The following is a 17,151-nucleotide window of genomic DNA, read 5'->3' as shown; positions in this document are numbered from 1 at the left end:
TCGCATCGCTCGACTTGCATGTGTTAGGCACGCCGCCAGCGTTCGTCCTGAGCCAGGATCAAACTCTCAATTTAAAAGTTTACACTTTTAGTTTGAAATGATTAATCTGAGACAACTGTTAAGTTGTTACTCAAGCTCATTACATACTATTTAGTCTTACGACTAAAAATTTACTTTTACTAAAGTAATTAACTGGTTTAGCAAAATATTATTTTGCTATTCTTTACCTATTTCTCTGTTTAATTTTCAAAGACCAATTTGTTTTGTCATCATGTGACGACTTCTACAATTTTATCAGTTAATTAATCATCTGTCAACCCAATCTAAAGAATTTTTAATAATTAATTTTACCTTAATCACTATGTCCGCATAGTCCCTATGTCCGCAAAGTTAATTTATAACTATGTTTCAGCGACAATTAATATAATATCATATGTATAAATTAATATTTGTTTATAATCACTCATTATATCCATTCACTTTCATATTTATACTTATTTCTACCATATATTCTGTTTTACTTATAATGATACGCTTGGAGCCTTTAAGAAATGAGGAGTCATATATTTACATGTATGACTCCTCATTTCTTATTTATAAACCCATTACAATTTCTTTATATTTATTACCACGCACTTCAAAATTTTCAAACATATCAAAGCTTGCGCATGCCGGTGACAACATCACTATATCACCAGGTTTAGCAGCTGATTTAGCTATATCAATGGCTCCATTAAAATTTTCAGCAAGGATAATCTCTAGAACAATGCCCTTTTCTTTTAATACAGACTCAAAAACTTGTTTTATTTTATATTTAGTGGCACCTACTAATATTAGAGTTTTAATATTTAAATATGCTTCTTCTGCTAATGGTTTAAAAGGTATCTGCTTATCATATCCTCCTGCAATTAATATAACCGGTTTTTCAAAAGCTTTAAGACTTGCTATAGTTCTAGTTGGACTGGATGCTATTGAATCATTGTAATATTTAACTCCTTCAACTTCTCTAACAAATTCGCCCCTATGAGGTACCCCTATAAAACTAATAGCAACGTCTCTCATGCTGGCAACTGTCACTTCATCTTCCACTGCACAAAATGCAGTTAATAAATTGGCCACATTGTGCATCCCTTTTAGCTTTATTTCTGAAAGATCACATACTAGCTTATTCATAATAAACAATTCATCATTTTCAAAATATGCGCCATCTTCTACTTTCTCTAATATACTAAAGTACTTAACTTTTGCAGATGCCTCTTTTCTTAACTCATAAGTCAACGGATTATCCTTATTCAATATAATGACATCATTATTTTTTTGATATCTAAATATGTTCTTCTTTGCGTCTATATATTCTTCAATATCCTTATGAATATCTAAATGGTTCGGACTTAAATTTGTTACTACTGCTACATCAGTAGAAACAGTCATAGTCATAAGCTGAAAACTTGATAATTCTAATACTACTTTATCATCACTACCTATTTCTTCAATATTTGCAAATAGCGGAGTCCCTATATTTCCCCCAACCCAGGTTTTATATCCTTCCTTTTTTAGTATGTTATATATTATTGTTGTTGTTGTTGTTTTACCATCGCTACCAGTGACACCAAAAGTTTTAGCAGGACAATACTTTATAAATTCTTGCATTTCTGATGTTATATATGTTCCTTCCTCTTTTGCTTTTAAAAGAGCTGGATCATCTATTCTCATTGATGGTGTTTTAAAAATAACACTGAAACCAGTTAAGTCATTTAAGTAACCTTCACCTAACACTAACTTCACACCACTTTTTTCGAATTTTAAGGCTTCCTCTCCTAGTAAACTATAAGTCTTTTTATCAAAAGCAGTAACATCAGCCCCCAGTTTCACCAAGAAATGAATTAAAGGAATATTACTAACTCCTATACCTACAACCCCAACTTTTTTCCCTCTTATAAATTTCTTAAATTCGCAAAATTTCTTTTCCATATAACCCTCCATATACTCTTTATATATTAAATATTATATTTTAAGTTTAACAAACTTGACTCTATTAATTATAACACTTAAATTATCACCTGTGGAACTAATGGAAGATTCATTTTATATAAAAAAATAGAGCATAGTATAAATATAGCCTATTGAAGCTACCTTTTATACGATGCACTACTCTTTAATTAAAATTGTAATTTATCTTCTATAAACTTTTCTAAATCATCTATGCTAAGTCTTATTTGCTCCATTGTATCTCTATCCCTAACTGTTACAGTGTTATCTTCTAAGGTATCAAAATCCACAGTTATGCAGTACGGAGTTCCCGCTTCATCTTCCCTTCTATATCTCTTTCCTATACTTCCAGCTTCATCGTAATCTATATTGAATTTTTTACTTAACACTTCAAAAACTTCATTTGCTTTTTCTGATAATTTTTTGCTAAGCGGCAAAACAGCTGCCTTAAAAGGTGCAAGCGTAGGATGTAAATGAAGCACTGTTCTTACATCTCCATTTGGGAGTTCTTCCTCATCATAAGCATTAACTAAAAATGCAAGCACAACTCTATCTGCACCTAAAGAAGGTTCGATACAATAAGGTACATACTTTTCATTAGTCATAGGGTCTAAATAGCTCAAATCTTGACCTGAGTGTTCCATATGCTTCTTTAAGTCGTAATCAGTTCTATCAGCAATTCCCCATAATTCTCCCCATCCAAAAGGAAACAAAAATTCTATGTCACAAGTAGCATTACTATAAAAAGATAATTCCTCGGCGCCATGGTCTCTAAATCTTAAATTTTCCTTTACTATTCCCAAATTATATAAGAAATTAGCACAAGATTCTTTCCAATACGCAAACCATTCTAAATCCGTTCCTGGTTTACAGAAAAATTCCAATTCCATTTGCTCAAACTCTCTTATTCTAAAAATAAAATTTCCTGGTGTTATTTCATTTCTAAAAGCCTTGCCTACTTGACCTATGCCAAATGGTATCTTTTTTCTTGTAGATCTTTGAACATTTTTAAAGTTTACAAAGATACCTTGAGCCGTTTCTGGTCTTAAATATATATCTGACTTTCCATCTTCAGTTACGCCTTGAGAAGTCTTAAACATTAAATTAAATTTTCTAATGTCAGTAAAATCATTTTTCCCACATTTAGGGCATGATATTTTATTTTTTTCTATATATTCTTTTAACTCTTCATTTGTCCATCCATCAGCAGTAGCTACTTCTGCTCCATCTTTTGTCATATGGTCTTCCACTAATTTATCTGCTCTAAATCTAGAGTTACAACCTTTGCAGTCCATTAGTGGATCCGAAAATCCCCCAACGTGGCCTGTTGCAACCCAAACTTCAGGATTCATAAGTATTGCACAATCTACTCCTACATTATAAGGGCTTTCTTGAACAAACTTTTTCCACCAAGCTTTTTTAACATTATTTTTAAGTTCAACTCCAAGAGGACCATAATCCCATGAATTAGCTAGACCGCCGTATATATCCGATCCCGGAAATACAAATCCTCTATTTTTGCATAAACCAACTACCTTATCCATACTTTTTTCAAATGCCATGTTAATGCCTCCTAAATTTTATATAATTTATTGATATTTTGTGTTATATATAAGTATAAAAAAAAGACTATACCCTAAGGGACGAAAATTACTTCCGCGGTTCCACCCTTATTGGCACATGCCCTACTCTAAATTCTATACACTCAAAAGCTCCCTTCACAATAATACTTTGATTGTTTCCACCAGCCACAACCTCTCTTATAAAGTACTATTACTACTCTTCTTTATCACAGTGAAATATTTAATTATATTCATTTCAAAAAAATAAAAATGGCTCCTCGAAAAGGATTTGAACCTTCAACCTATCGGTTAACAGCCGAGCGCTCCACCGTTGAGCTATCGAGGAATATTATTATTTTTAACTACAATGACATTATACCATATACATTTAAAAATTCAATAGCTTTTTGTATTTTATAGTGGTTTTGAGTGCCGTAACTTATATTTAAACCATAAAAGGATATTTTAGCTAGACTAAAATATCCTTTTATTATTAAATTATTGTAATGGTTTCATTGTAGGGAATAAGATAACATCTCTTATTGAATAAGCGTCAGTTAAGAACATTACTATTCTATCAATACCTATTCCAAGGCCTCCTGTTGGTGGCATTCCTGTTTCTAATGCACTCATAAATTCTTCATCTAAAACATAAGCCTCATCGTCACCTAGTTCTCTTTCTTTTGCTTGTTGCATAAATCTCTCTCTTTGAACTACTGGATCATTTAACTCCGAGTAAGCATTGCATATTTCTCTTCCGAATACAAAACCTTCAAACCTCTCTGTAAACTCATCATTTCCTCTCTTCTTCTTAGTAAGAGGTGATATTTCTACCGGATAATCACATAAGAATGTTGGTTGTATTAAATGCTCTTCTACATATTGTTCAAATAGTTCATTTAATATATCGGCTTTTGTACAATCTTCTAATTCTTTTTTAAATTCTAAATGTTTTTCTTTGGCAATTATTCTAGCCTCTTCATTTGTGCTAATAAGCATAAAGTCCACGCCTGAATATTCTTTTACTGCATCTACCATTGTTATTCTTCTCCATGGTGGTGTAAAGTCTATTTCAGTTCCCTGATAATTAACCTTTGTAGTTCCATGAATTTTTTCACAAACATAAGCTATCATATTTTCAGTAATTTCCATCATATCATTATAATCTGCATAAGCTTCATATAACTCTATCATTGTAAATTCCGGATTATGTCTTTGATCCATTCCTTCGTTTCTGAAGTTTTTACCCATGTCATATACCTTTTCAAGACCAGCAACAATTAACCTTTTTAAATATAACTCTGTTGCAATTCTAAGATACATATCAATATCTAGCGTATTATGATGCGTCATAAATGGTCTTGCTGCTGCTCCTCCCGCTATTGGCGCTAAAATTGGAGTTTCAACTTCTAGGAACCCTTTATTATCTAAGAATTCTCTGATATATCTAATTATTTTTATTCTTTTCATAAAGGTCTCTTTTACTTCAGGGTTCGTTATTATATCTACTTCTCTTTGTCTATACCTTAAATCAGGATCTTTTAATCCATGCCATTTTTCAGGTAGTGGTTTAAGAGATTTAGCTATAAGTTGAAAATCTATTATATGTAATGATATTTCACCAGTTTTAGTAACAAAAGTTGTACCAGTTACACTTAAGAAATCTCCTATGTCAAAACTTTTATATTCCTTTATTTTTTCTTCTCCTACATCATCTATTTTTATGTATAGTTGGATTTTACCATCTCTATCATGAATATCAGAGAAACCAGCTTTACCATGAACTCTTTTAGACATAAGTCTACCTGCTACAGTAATTTTTACACCTTCGAGTTTCTCATAATTGTCCTTAACCTCTTGTGATGTGTGAGTTCTTTCAACTTTGTATACATCAAATGGGTCTTTACCTTGTTCTTGAAGTTCTGCTAATTTTCGTCTTCGTATTGTTACCTGCTCATTATATTTAGATTCAAGTTCATGTATATTCTTTTCTTCTTCGTTTGACATTGATATCCCTCCTGTTTTCTTCTAGTTCATAAAATAATTGTTAATCATTTAGCCACAACTATTACTTATGTATATATATTTCTTTAGGGTACTTACCAATTATACATTAGTTAAGTACCCTTTTCCTCTATAAAAATTAAATAATTTTAATAACTACCCTCTTTTAACTTCCAATATCTCATATTTCCCAACACCATCCGGGACTGCAACTTCGATTATCGCTCCAGCTTTCTTACCCACAAGGGCGCTTCCAACTGGTGATTCATCTGATATCTTATTATTAAGTGGCTCTGCTTCTGCTGACCCCACTATATAAAATTCAACTTCTTCATCAAACTCATAATCCTTCACCTTAACTATAGACCCTATACTTACTACATCTTTTTCAATATCATTTTCATCTATAACGCTTGCATTTCGAAGCATATTTTCTAATTGTATTATTCTTCCTTCTACAAATGCTTGCTCGTTTTTAGCATCATCATACTCTGAATTCTCACTCAAATCTCCGTAACCAAGTGATACTTTTATTTTTTCTGTTATATATTTTCTCTTTACTGTTTTAAGGAATTCTAATTCATCTTCTAATTTTCTAATCCCCTCATAAGTCATTACATATTTTTTTGGCTCACTCATTTATTTCTCCCCTTTTATATTTTTATTAAATAAGTTAATAAACATTAATAAAACCCATTATAAATAGCAATGCCCAAAGACATTACCCCCCATTATAGTAATATCTTTCAGAAACGATTAAATTCACGGAATGCATATAATATAAGGTTATTAGTTCAAATTGATGGATTATTGGGTATAAAATTCATTATTAGAATAACAATCCATGTAACCATTTAGCACATTATAAATCAGGCCATGAATATTGTCAATATGTTATGCGTAATAATTCCTATCAAATTACATTATTGTTGTATTTTATTTGTTTTATATCTATACCATTATACTTAAGAGCTTTCTCAACATCGGTCTCTTGCATTTGATCTAATATGGCTCCTAGGAGTTCGATAGAAAAATCTAATTTATAAGCATTCCAAGGTACATTATAGCATACATCATTCACTGCTAGAATATTATCTTCCGCAATCATACTGTTATCCAAAAACCATACTAATTTACCATCACTGAATTCATGAGCTTTAGATGAAATAATAAAATCTGCTGTTTTAATCGCATAGCCTTCATCATCTGTAACAATAGGTGATACCCCAAAATTAGCAATAATATAATCTGCGAATCTTCTAGCTCGCACCAAATCCCATGACAAAAATACAATATATTTGCACTTCTTTGCAAGTTCCACAATAATATTATAGTTTATCATTTCTACAGCGTCATATACTACGATGCAAGAATTTTTTAGACTTTTATTCCTAAGCCTAAGCAAAAGCTTTATACTTTTTACAACGCTAAAAGCTAAAAGCTGCTTTTGAAATGAATTATAGTAATTATAATCCAACGGCCTAAGCGTCTTTGGTGATAATTGTATTTCTTTACATTTACATAGTTTTTTAGCATAAGTTATATTACCTAAATAGGCTTTTCTATTAAAATTAGGCGGAAATCTTACATTTGTCACTTTAATGTCTAATTCTTTAATATATTCGGTACTTATTAACTTTACCTTTCGTTTATCCAGGATCTTACTTATAAACCCGAATTCATTATATGAGTTATAAGTATTTGAAGTTATATATAAAATTGGTTTCATAAATATGCACCTTATAAATTAATGTACTATCATCTTATTCACCATCAATTATATAAATTCATGTTTTAATTTAAATATTATTTATTTATTTATTTATTTATAGTATTTAGATATTTTCTATATTCTAAAAGTAGTTTTCTTGTCTCGTCGTAATTATCTTTAGTATTAATTTTATTTTTAATTTCAGTACAATTACTAAGTCCCTTAATATACCAAGCTGTATGTTTTCTCATCTCTCTAACAGCTTTAATTTCACTATAAAATTTTACGGCTAAATCTAGATGCCTTATACACATATCTACTTTTTCTACTGGAGTTGGATATGTAACCTCTGCTCCACTTATTGCACACTTAATTTCTCTGAAAATCCAAGGATTACCCATGGCTCCTCTTGCAATCATTATAGCATCACAACTTGTAACTTCCTTTATTTTTATAGCATCCTCAACTGAAAATATATCTCCATTTCCTATCACTGGAACTTTAACATTCTCCTTTACAGCCTTAATAATATTCCAATCAGCCTTGCCTTCATACATTTGTTCTCTAGTCCTACCATGTATCGTCATAGCATCTATCCCTGCATCTTCCATATACTTAGCAAATTCTACGGCATTAACACTATTTGAATCAAAACCCTTTCTAAATTTTACTGTAACAGGCTTTGTGGAAACTTTTTTCATCTCTTTTATTATTTGCGCTGCTAGTTTGGGATTTTTCATAAGGGCAGAGCCCTCCCCATTTTTTACTATCTTAGGCACTGGACAACCCATGTTAACATCAACCATGCATATATCATCCCTGGTATTAAAAATTTCACAGGCACTAGCCATAATTTTAGGCTCACTTCCAAATATCTGAATTGCTACAGGTCTCTCTAAATTAGAAACCTTCATAAGAGATTCTGTATTACTACTTCCATAATATAATCCTTTAGCACTTACCATTTCAGTATATAGAAGACCACATCCATGTTCTCTACATAACCCTCTAAATACACTATCAGTAATTCCTGCCATTGGAGCTAAAAAAACATCATTCTCAAAAATAATATTTGATATTTGCACACAATCACCTATTCCCTATTCTTTTCATAAATCATTCTAAGGCCCTCTAATGTTAGGTTCGCATAAACCTCATCAATAGTTTTAGACTCTTCCATTATTACTTTTGAGAGTCCCCCTGTAGCAACTACATAAGGTTCTTCTTCTCCCATGTTGACCATTTCTATTTTCATTTTATTAACAATATAATCTACTTGCCCAATATACCCATATATTATTCCAGCCTGCATACTTGAAATAGTGTTTTTACATATAACTGTGTCTGGTTTTATAAGTTCCACCCTAGGTAGCTTTGCAGCTCTCTCAAATAACGCTTCTGAAGCAATTTTTATCCCTGGACATATAGTTCCCCCTAAATAATTTGCATCTTTACTTATAGCACAGAAAGTTGTGGCTGTTCCAAAATCTATTAAAATTAACGATCTTTTAAAAATTTCATGGGCTGAAACAGCATTAACTATTCTATCCGCACCTACTTCTTTTGGATTATCATATTTTACATTTATTCCAGTCTTAATACCAGGCCCCACAACCATTGGGGTCAGTTTAAAATATTTTCTTATCATATGCTCTATTGAGTACATAATATTGGGAACTACAGAGGAAATTATTACTCCCTTAATAAGCTGTGTTCCTATGTTTCTCTGATAAAACAATTGCATTACTTGAATTCCATATTCATCAGCAGTTTTTTTTGCATCAGTAGATAGTCTCCACTCTACAAGTAGCTCCTTACCATTAAAAACTCCTAAAACAGTATTCGTATTCCCAACATCTAAAACTAAAATCACTTTATACACCGCCTATACAATATTAAGCAGTTTACATACTGCTTAATATTATTTCCGTGTTAAAATCACAAGAATAGCATAGCCAATATCTTATAATATTGATTATAACTATTCACAATTTAACAATTTAATTTTAACAACTCAAACATATTTGTCAAGCTAAATATTTATATTATATCAGATATTGAGTAAAAATTTCAAATTGTTAAATTATATCTAAAAAAAGACATACAGATAATTAACTGCATGTCTTTTAATCTTTCTAAACCTTTGTTAAGTCAATGCCATCTGTATCTGGTCTAGCAATAATCTCCTCAAAGTCCACACCTTCAAGTTTCTCTTTTATAAGCAGTTCTTGAGCTACTGCGTGAAGTTTTTTTATATTTTCAGTAAGTATCTTTTGAGCTTTTACATAAGCTTCATCAATAAGAGCCTTAACTTCACCATCTATCTTGTAAGCTACCTGCTCACTAAAGTTTCTACTTTTCCCTAAATCTCTTCCAAGGAATACTTCATTATGATCATTTCCAAAAGATATTGGTCCGAGTTCGTCACTCATACCATATTCCATAACCATTTTCCTTGCAATAGCTGATGCTCTATCAATATCATTCTTAGCACCTGTACTAATATCTTCAAGTATTAATTTTTCTGCAACTCTTCCACCTAAAAGTCCAACCATTTCATCTTTAAGTTTTAATTTTGAAGTATAAGCGGTATCTTCTTCAGGTAAATGCATTGTGTATCCACCTGCCATACCTCTTGGTATAATGCTTATTTGATGAATTGGATCTGAAAGCGGAGAATATTTCATTACCACCGCATGGCCTGCCTCATGGTACGCAGTAAGTTTTCTATCTTTTTCGCTGATAACCTTACTCTTCTTTTCAGGTCCTGCAATAACCCTAGTTACTGCTTCATCTAATTCTTTCATCCCTATCTCTTTTTTATCACTTCTTACTGAAAGTAGTGCAGCTTCATTCATTAGATTCTCTAAATCTGCACCAGTAAAACCTGGTGTCCTTTTTGCTAATACTTGAAGATTTACTTCTTCTGCTAAATGTTTACCTTTAGAATGTACAACTAGGATTTCTTCTCTTCCTTTAACATCAGGTGCACCAACTAATATATGTCTATCAAATCTACCTGGTCTTAAAAGAGCAGGATCTAATATGTCTGGTCTGTTGGTAGCAGCTATCATGATTATACCTTCATTTACACCAAACCCATCCATTTCAACTAATAGCTGATTTAGAGTTTGTTCTCTTTCATCATGTCCTCCGCCAAGGCCTGCTCCTCTTTGCCTACCTACTGCATCTATTTCATCAATAAATATTATACAAGGAGCACTTTTCTTCGCTTGTTCAAATAAATCTCTTACTCTCGAAGCTCCAACACCTACAAACATCTCTACAAACTCAGAACCTGAGATACTATAAAATGGCACCCCTGCTTCACCTGACACGGCTCTTGCAAGTAATGTCTTACCAGTACCTGGTGGTCCTACAAGAAGAATACCTTTAGGAATTCTTGCACCGGCTTCTAGATATCTTTTAGGTTGCTTTAAGAAATCCACAACTTCTGCAAGTTCTTCCTTTTCTTCATCTTCACCTGCTACATCATCAAATGTAACTTTCTTTTTATCTGGCGATGCAATCTTGGCTTTACTTTTTCCAAAATTCATTACGCCTCTATTACCGCCACCGCCGCCACCTTGCGCTTGTTGCATATACATAAACCAAAAGGCAACTAGCATTAAAATTATAAGAAGTGTAGGTACTATTTGTAACCACATCGGCATAGTAGCAGGCTTTATGTATGTTTCTTTAACCTTTTCATTAGGGTACTTCTCCATTACTTGTAATAATCTTTCTAAGGGAACGACAGTTTCGTATTGGGTGTTGTCATTCAATTGTCCCTCTACAGTTTTATCTTCTTTTACCTGAACGGTTTTAATTTCCTTCTTAACCCAATGTTCTTGGAATTCATCAACACTAATATTACTAACATTTTTATTCGATCCACCATAGGCTAATGCTGCAAATATAACAAGTACAAGTACTATAATCCATACTGTTGCACTGGAAATTTTTTTCATTAAAAACCCCCCTCTCTTTTTAGTTACTTTAGAATTTTATCACATTAAAAATCGATTGACAATACCATATATATTAATTATTAGTTAATATATGTTTTATACGTTTTACTTATAAATTTCTTCTTTAAGTATTCCCACATATGGCAAATTTCTATATTTTTGGGCAAAATCCAGACCAAACCCTACAAGGAAATAATCTGGAACATCATATCCAGAATATTTAACATCTATGTCTACCGTTCTTCTATCTGGTTTATTAAGCATACATATAATTTCTAAACTACATGGTTTTCGTGCTAATAAATACTTCCTCAGATATTTAAGTGTAACTCCCGAATCTATAATATCTTCTACTATTAATACATCTTTTCCTTGAATATCATAGTCTAAATCCTTTAAAATTTTCACAACCCCTGAAGTCTCTGTGGAACTTCCATAACTTGAAACTGCCATAAAATCCATTTTACATGGAATTGTGATCTGTCTTATTAAATCTGCCATAAATACAACGGAGCCTTTTAGAACACCAATAAGTATAAGCTCTTTACCAACATAATCATTACTGATTTTTGCGCCCATTTGTCTAATTTTATCCCTTAACTGATCACTGCTATACAATACCTCTTTTATATCATTATTCATTCTTATTCCTCGCTTTCGATTCTAATCTGCAATATATTTTTAGTATCCTTTGAAATCTTAAATTTTTCACTAACCCTATGCCCTACTACCCAAGCTATATCATCTCCAGAACATATTAATGGTATTTTATTTCTCTGCGCTTTAGGTATTTTTAAATCCATTAACAAATCTTTTAATTTTTTATTACCCGTCATGCCAAGTGGCATGAATTTATCGCCATCTTTTCTATACCTAAGTATTAACGGCTTCTGAATCTTATCATAATCAAAATATTTAATATAATCATTAGTTTTAACTTCATTAAACTCCAATTTGGACATAGTATGAATTGAAACTACTTTGTCTAGTGAATGAATTAAATTTTCCATATTAACATTTAAAGCATACTCATTATTATTAGCTAAATTAGTATTATTATAATTCTTCTCTTTGATATGTATATGTATATTTCCATAGCAATTTTCCACTATTATATTCTGAGGTAGCATGGTGGTTTTCCCTGTCTCATGTTTTTGAAGCTCTATAATATTAGATATATGAATTTTTTCAATATTATTTAAATTATTACAAACTGCAAAAAGTGAACTTCTTATAATTCTACTTACAATTGCCTCATGCTCTGCGAAAGCACTATTATATATTATAACTCTTTGTTCCCCAATTTCACAATGTTTTTTAAATTGTTTTGATGAAATAGCTTCTAAATACTCATTATCCACTTTAATGATATCCGAAAGTCTGTTTAAGGTTTTAATTATATCTTTATTAAAGTTTTCCTCCATATAGGGAATTAAATCTAACCTAATCTTGTTTCTAGCATATATAGTTTCTAAATTTGATTTATCTATTCTTGGATTTATGCTATTTTTCTCACAGTATTTTTCTATTTCACGTCTACTAAGATTAAGCACAGGCCTTACATATATTTTATCACGAACAGGTCTTATACCTATTAGTCCTTCCATACCTGTTCCTCTCATTATCCTCATTAAAATAGTTTCAGATTGATCATTAGCATTATGTGCAAGGGCGATTTTACTGGCATTTAATTCGGTCATTAGCTCTTCAAAGAAATCATATCTAGCTTTTCTGCCTGCCATTTCACAAGATAAATTATTCTGCTGGGCTATTATATTTACATCAATTTTTCTGCTATAAAAACCTATATTTAAATTTTCACAAGTGTGTTTTGCATATTCCTCGTCCGTGTCCGATTCAATCCCTCGAAGACAATGGTTTAGATGCGCACCAAAGAGTGTAATCCCTAGTTCGTCCTTATGTTCATTTAAAATATAGAGAAGGCATGTGGAGTCAGGTCCACCTGAAAATGCAACAATTACCTTATCTCCCTTATCAAACATTGAATGTTCTTTTATATACTCCATAACTTTTTCCGACAAAACTTTCACTTCCCAAACTTATTTTTTATAGAATTTACTTGTTATTATAATTTTGCATATTTTTAATACCATATTACTATATCATATAATAATATATATTTTACGTTTTTTTTAGATTACTCTAAAAAGAAAAAATAAAGAAAAACAATCGACGCATACTTTTCTTCATTTTTAACTTTTTTCACATTATATATACCTTACGAATTTCAATTTCACCTTTAATATAAACTGTATATCTTTGAAACAAGAACTGTCATATCGTCTTTTACCCTATTTCCACTTAATTTTCTTGCCTCACCTAGTAATCCATCAGCTAAATCCTTAGGATTATTACAACTATTTTTACCTAAATAATCAACAAGCCAATCTATCCGGCCTACATTTTCATCATTATAATCTAAAACACCATCACTAAGCATAACTATAATATCCCCGTTTTTTAATTTCTTTTGTTGGATGTCTATATCAGCTTTATCTAAAACACCAATAGGAAGAGATTTTGATTTTATAATCTCTAACCTTTCACCGGATTTCAAAAATGTCGCTACTGCGCCTACTTTCATGAAATCAATTTCCCCAGTATATAAGTCTATGCTGTTTAGATCTACAGTTGAAAATTTTTCCTGTTCTGAAAACCTTAAAGTCATTATTGAATTTACTGTATTAATAGCTGTGATTTTACTAAAACCTGCCGACGTAAACTTTTCTATTAGTTCCACAGCAGCCTCGCTTTCCCTCCCTGCCTCAGGCCCCGATCCCATGCCATCACTAATAATTGACATATAGCTTCCATCAGGTAGCTTACCAAAGCTGTAACTATCTCCACTTAACTTCTCACCATCCTTGCATTTGCTAGCAACATGTGATACAACGTGGAACTTAGGTGTTTCTTCAATAGTTACCTTGCACATATTAGTCTTTGGATCTATACTACATCCCTCATCACTAACACACATAAGTTTTCCTGTAGCGCTAGTAACAATTGGCAATAAATCTGTCACGCACATTTGCCTTCCACTGCAAGCTTTAAGTGAAAATTCAATACTTAGTCTTCCCATCTTGTCATTTAAACAAATAAGGTCATTGTATGCAATTCTATTTTTATCCAAAGCTCTACATATAACCTTCTCCATAGAAGTATCTATTTGAACTTCAGAATTAAAATCTTCCACAATTTCAGAAACAGAACCCGCCATATTATTAATTTGATTTGCTAAAAGCTCTCTACCTTCACTAAGTCGTGTTCTCCACATCTCACTTATAATATGCCTATTTACAATGTCTTCTGCATTTTTTAGAAGTGCCGTTCTCTTTATGCATTTTCTTTCTATTTCTTCTGGAACGCTGTCAGTCTTCGTCTCAAAATTTTGAATCAGTTCTTCAAATGCTGCGTACGTATAATGTAGTTCTCTTTTCCAACACATAGAGTTCATATTACAACTACTACACACTCTATCTGCAAGTGTCTCAACTAATGCGCTACTTTTACCCTTCATTGCAAGCTTTTCATTATCCACTAAATTATTTAATATATCTGACATGTTAGATAGTACATCTGAAAAATTACTTAACCTTCCTACAAATATATCTTTTATTTTATTTATATAACCATTTTCAATACTTTGCCTTTTTTTATCCGAATTAAATTCTATAGATAGCCGTGCATATACTTTTGCTGGTACCAAAAGAAATATAACCGCTGCTGCAAGAGCCTCAAATATCATAAACTCCGATGCTGTAATACTGTATATTTTTACTATTGAAAAAGACACTAAATAAGCTGTTGCACTTAGCCACTTTCCCGTCTCTTTAAATATACCTGTTATTAAACCACAAACACCATACATTCCTATATATAATATCATATTTTCAGAAGACATTCCTACAATAATCCCCATAGCAACTCCTGATGCAGTACCTGCTCCACTCCCATTAATATAGGCTATTATTATAACAAAAGCTAGTCCTAAAATATTCGTAATTGATACACTATAAATACTAAGTCCCCAAGTGCCTGCTATTATTAAAGCACTTATTATAGACATGCTTATTATTTCTTCATTTGAAAATATGTGTTTTGTTTTAATCTCTTTATAGCATAAAAGACTATAATCTAGAATAAAATATAAAGGAAAGATACATAAAACTAAAAATAATGAGTTTAAAAAGGCCATTAACCCACTTACTCTTAGAATAAAAAAATTATAAATAAATAATTCAAATAAAATAATGCCAAACATATACACTAAAGCCCTAGTTTTTACTTCTCTCTCCCTAAAACTACGACTCAAAAAAGCAAGTGTAATTATTACTATTAAATATGATGGAAGTACAGTTATTCTATCATATAGTGTTATATATCCTACAAGTGTACCACCGGTAGCAATCATTGTAATCCTATCATCATTAATAAATATTGTAGCTATTAAAAAAGCTATACCAAAAGGCGCAGTATTATTAAGAAGCAGAACCCTACTTACCAATAAACTTATTCCAAAATAGATGATGCCTCTTATAATCAGATTAATATTTAATGCATTTTTCTTTTGTGTTCCTTCTTTTATTTTTCTAAGTCTTTCGTATGGAAATATATCAATTCCGTATTGCATATTATAAATCACCCACCTTTTATAATTAGGATTTTATTATAGCAATAACTTTTGGAAATAATTGTCATATGGTGAGATGTTAATATATTTTTTATGAGACATTATTTTGTATATTTTTTACATTTAAATTTTAAAATCTCCTATAATATAAAAAAACCTACCATATTTATATGGTAGGTTTTAAAATATAAAATGAAGCTTGTCACTTCATGTTATTATGCATTTGAAAAAATTATACTTATATGTTTTGAGACTCAATATTTTGTAGATATAATCTAAAATACCACTGAAAAATAAAAATAACTCATAAGCATGCTTATGAGTTATGGTAGCGGAAATAGGACTTGAACCTACGACCCTTCGGGTATGAACCGAATGCTCTAGCCAGCTGAGCCATTCCGCCATGTTTGGTTGCGGGAGTAGGACTTGAACCCACGACCTTCGGGTTATGAGCCCGACGAGCTACCAACTGCTCCATCCCGCGATACTTGGTGCTGAAGACCGGAATCGAACCGGTACGGTGTTTAACCACCGCAGGATTTTAAGTCCTGTGCGTCTGCCAGTTCCGCCACTCCAGCATATTTGTTATGCAAGCATACTACTTATACTTATACTGAAATTTTATCCAACGTAAATAATGATGGATTAAAATACAATGGTTGCGGGAGTAGGACTTGAACCTACGACCTTCGGGTTATGAGCCCGACGAGCTACCAACTGCTCCATCCCGCGATATTTGGTGCTGAAGACCGGAATCGAACCGGTACGGTGTTTAACCACCGCAGGATTTTAAGTCCTGTGCGTCTGCCAGTTCCGCCACTCCAGCATATTTGTTATGCAAGCATACTACTTATTATGCAAGCATACTACTTATAAAAAATTTTAACCAACTTAAATAATAGTGGATTAAAACACAATGGTTGCGGGAGTAGGACTTGAACCTACGACCTTCGGGTTATGAGCCCGACGAGCTACCAACTGCTCCATCCCGCGATATTATACTAAACTTTAGTGTTTAATCAATTCTATGTATTTTAATTTTCATACTACAGCATATTTGTTATGTACGTATACTATTTATCATGATATTTATCATGATATTTAATCCAACTTAAATAATGGCGAGTTAAAAACATAATGGTTGCGGGAGTAGGACTTGAACCTACGACCTTCGGGTTATGAGCCCGACGAGCTACCAACTGCTCCATCCCGCGATATTATTACTAAAATTTTACCAAAACCAAGTTTAATTGTATACTAATA

The 17,151-nt window shown here is 31.9% G+C and carries 11 protein-coding genes, 8 tRNA genes, 1 rRNA gene and 1 other annotated feature; all 20 genes read right to left on the bottom strand.

Features of this window, described 5'->3' with window-relative positions; genetic code table 11:
- Window positions 1-74, bottom strand: a 16S ribosomal RNA gene (locus ACREWB_RS05815); the annotation flags it as partial.
- Between the two features lie 520 nt (window positions 75-594).
- Window positions 595-1,971, bottom strand: coding sequence for a UDP-N-acetylmuramoyl-L-alanine--D-glutamate ligase (murD, locus tag ACREWB_RS05810; RefSeq protein WP_431546540.1), 1,377 nt, complete (start codon window positions 1,969-1,971; stop codon window positions 595-597).
- 188 nt (window positions 1,972-2,159) lie between these two features.
- Complete coding sequence (locus tag ACREWB_RS05805) at window positions 2,160-3,551, bottom strand: glycine--tRNA ligase (RefSeq protein WP_431546539.1); 1,392 nt, start codon at window positions 3,549-3,551, stop codon at window positions 2,160-2,162.
- 74 nt (window positions 3,552-3,625) lie between these two features.
- Window positions 3,626-3,791, bottom strand: a binding site (T-box leader).
- 31 nt (window positions 3,792-3,822) lie between these two features.
- Window positions 3,823-3,897: transfer RNA gene (locus tag ACREWB_RS05800), tRNA-Asn, on the bottom strand.
- Window positions 3,898-4,049: 152 nt separating this feature from the next.
- Entirely contained in the window at window positions 4,050-5,558 is a 1,509-nt protein-coding gene (lysS, locus tag ACREWB_RS05795) for a lysine--tRNA ligase (RefSeq protein ID WP_431546538.1), read from the bottom strand.
- Between the two features lie 153 nt (window positions 5,559-5,711).
- Window positions 5,712-6,194 carry a transcription elongation factor GreA gene (greA, locus tag ACREWB_RS05790; RefSeq protein ID WP_431546537.1) on the bottom strand — a complete coding sequence of 161 codons (483 nt, stop codon included), beginning with the start codon at window positions 6,192-6,194 and terminating at the stop codon, window positions 5,712-5,714.
- Between the two features lie 274 nt (window positions 6,195-6,468).
- Window positions 6,469-7,284 carry a Rossmann-fold NAD(P)-binding domain-containing protein gene (locus ACREWB_RS05785; RefSeq protein WP_431546536.1) on the bottom strand — a complete coding sequence of 272 codons (816 nt, stop codon included), beginning with the start codon at window positions 7,282-7,284 and terminating at the stop codon, window positions 6,469-6,471.
- 89 nt (window positions 7,285-7,373) lie between these two features.
- Window positions 7,374-8,351: a tRNA dihydrouridine synthase DusB gene (dusB, locus tag ACREWB_RS05780; protein ID WP_431546535.1), complete on the bottom strand. Its 978-nt coding sequence runs from the start codon at window positions 8,349-8,351 to the stop codon at window positions 7,374-7,376.
- 8 nt (window positions 8,352-8,359) lie between these two features.
- A complete protein-coding gene (locus ACREWB_RS05775; protein ID WP_431546534.1) occupies window positions 8,360-9,139 on the bottom strand; it encodes a type III pantothenate kinase in 780 nt (259 codons plus the stop codon).
- Window positions 9,140-9,401: 262 nt separating this feature from the next.
- Window positions 9,402-11,237 carry an ATP-dependent zinc metalloprotease FtsH gene (gene ftsH, locus ACREWB_RS05770; protein WP_431546533.1) on the bottom strand — a complete coding sequence of 612 codons (1,836 nt, stop codon included), beginning with the start codon at window positions 11,235-11,237 and terminating at the stop codon, window positions 9,402-9,404.
- A 105-nt stretch (window positions 11,238-11,342) separates the two neighbouring features.
- Window positions 11,343-11,879, bottom strand: coding sequence for a hypoxanthine phosphoribosyltransferase (gene hpt / locus ACREWB_RS05765; RefSeq protein WP_431546532.1), 537 nt, complete (start codon window positions 11,877-11,879; stop codon window positions 11,343-11,345).
- A 2-nt stretch (window positions 11,880-11,881) separates the two neighbouring features.
- A complete protein-coding gene (tilS, locus tag ACREWB_RS05760; protein ID WP_431546531.1) occupies window positions 11,882-13,288 on the bottom strand; it encodes a tRNA lysidine(34) synthetase TilS in 1,407 nt (468 codons plus the stop codon).
- A gap of 209 nt (window positions 13,289-13,497) precedes the next feature.
- Window positions 13,498-15,888, bottom strand: a complete 2,391-nt coding sequence (gene spoIIE / locus ACREWB_RS05755) for a stage II sporulation protein E (protein WP_431546530.1) — start codon at window positions 15,886-15,888, stop codon at window positions 13,498-13,500.
- 326 nt (window positions 15,889-16,214) lie between these two features.
- Window positions 16,215-16,291: transfer RNA gene (locus ACREWB_RS05750), tRNA-Met, on the bottom strand.
- 5 nt (window positions 16,292-16,296) lie between these two features.
- Window positions 16,297-16,372 (bottom strand) — tRNA-Met (locus ACREWB_RS05745).
- A 5-nt stretch (window positions 16,373-16,377) separates the two neighbouring features.
- A tRNA-Leu gene (locus ACREWB_RS05740) sits at window positions 16,378-16,466 on the bottom strand.
- A gap of 78 nt (window positions 16,467-16,544) precedes the next feature.
- A tRNA-Met gene (locus ACREWB_RS05735) sits at window positions 16,545-16,620 on the bottom strand.
- 5 nt (window positions 16,621-16,625) lie between these two features.
- Window positions 16,626-16,714 (bottom strand) — tRNA-Leu (locus ACREWB_RS05730).
- Between the two features lie 91 nt (window positions 16,715-16,805).
- Window positions 16,806-16,881: transfer RNA gene (locus ACREWB_RS05725), tRNA-Met, on the bottom strand.
- A 145-nt stretch (window positions 16,882-17,026) separates the two neighbouring features.
- Window positions 17,027-17,102 (bottom strand) — tRNA-Met (locus tag ACREWB_RS05720).
- Window positions 17,103-17,151 lie beyond the last annotated feature (49 nt).

It is taken from the genome of Clostridium sp. (genome assembly GCF_050717635.1).
In the GTDB taxonomy this organism is placed as follows: Bacteria; Bacillota; Clostridia; order Clostridiales; family Clostridiaceae; genus Clostridium_AD.
Note: the sequence above shows the minus strand (reverse complement) of the source record. Positions and strands in the feature narration are given on the sequence as shown.

Bases quoted from the DNA above. Each gene is read 5' to 3' on its own strand.
- hpt (WP_431546532.1), bottom strand. From the start codon at position 11,879: ATGAATAATGATATAAAAGAGGTATTGTATAGCAGTGATCAGTTAAGG.
- spoIIE (WP_431546530.1), bottom strand. From the start codon at position 15,888: ATGCAATACGGAATTGATATATTTCCATACGAAAGACTTAGAAAAATA.
- lysS (WP_431546538.1), bottom strand. From the start codon at position 5,558: ATGTCAAACGAAGAAGAAAAGAATATACATGAACTTGAATCTAAATAT.
- murD (WP_431546540.1), bottom strand. From the start codon at position 1,971: ATGGAAAAGAAATTTTGCGAATTTAAGAAATTTATAAGAGGGAAAAAA.
- ACREWB_RS05805 (WP_431546539.1), bottom strand. From the start codon at position 3,551: ATGGCATTTGAAAAAAGTATGGATAAGGTAGTTGGTTTATGCAAAAAT.
- greA (WP_431546537.1), bottom strand. From the start codon at position 6,194: ATGAGTGAGCCAAAAAAATATGTAATGACTTATGAGGGGATTAGAAAA.
- ACREWB_RS05785 (WP_431546536.1), bottom strand. From the start codon at position 7,284: ATGAAACCAATTTTATATATAACTTCAAATACTTATAACTCATATAAT.
- ftsH (WP_431546533.1), bottom strand. From the start codon at position 11,237: ATGAAAAAAATTTCCAGTGCAACAGTATGGATTATAGTACTTGTACTT.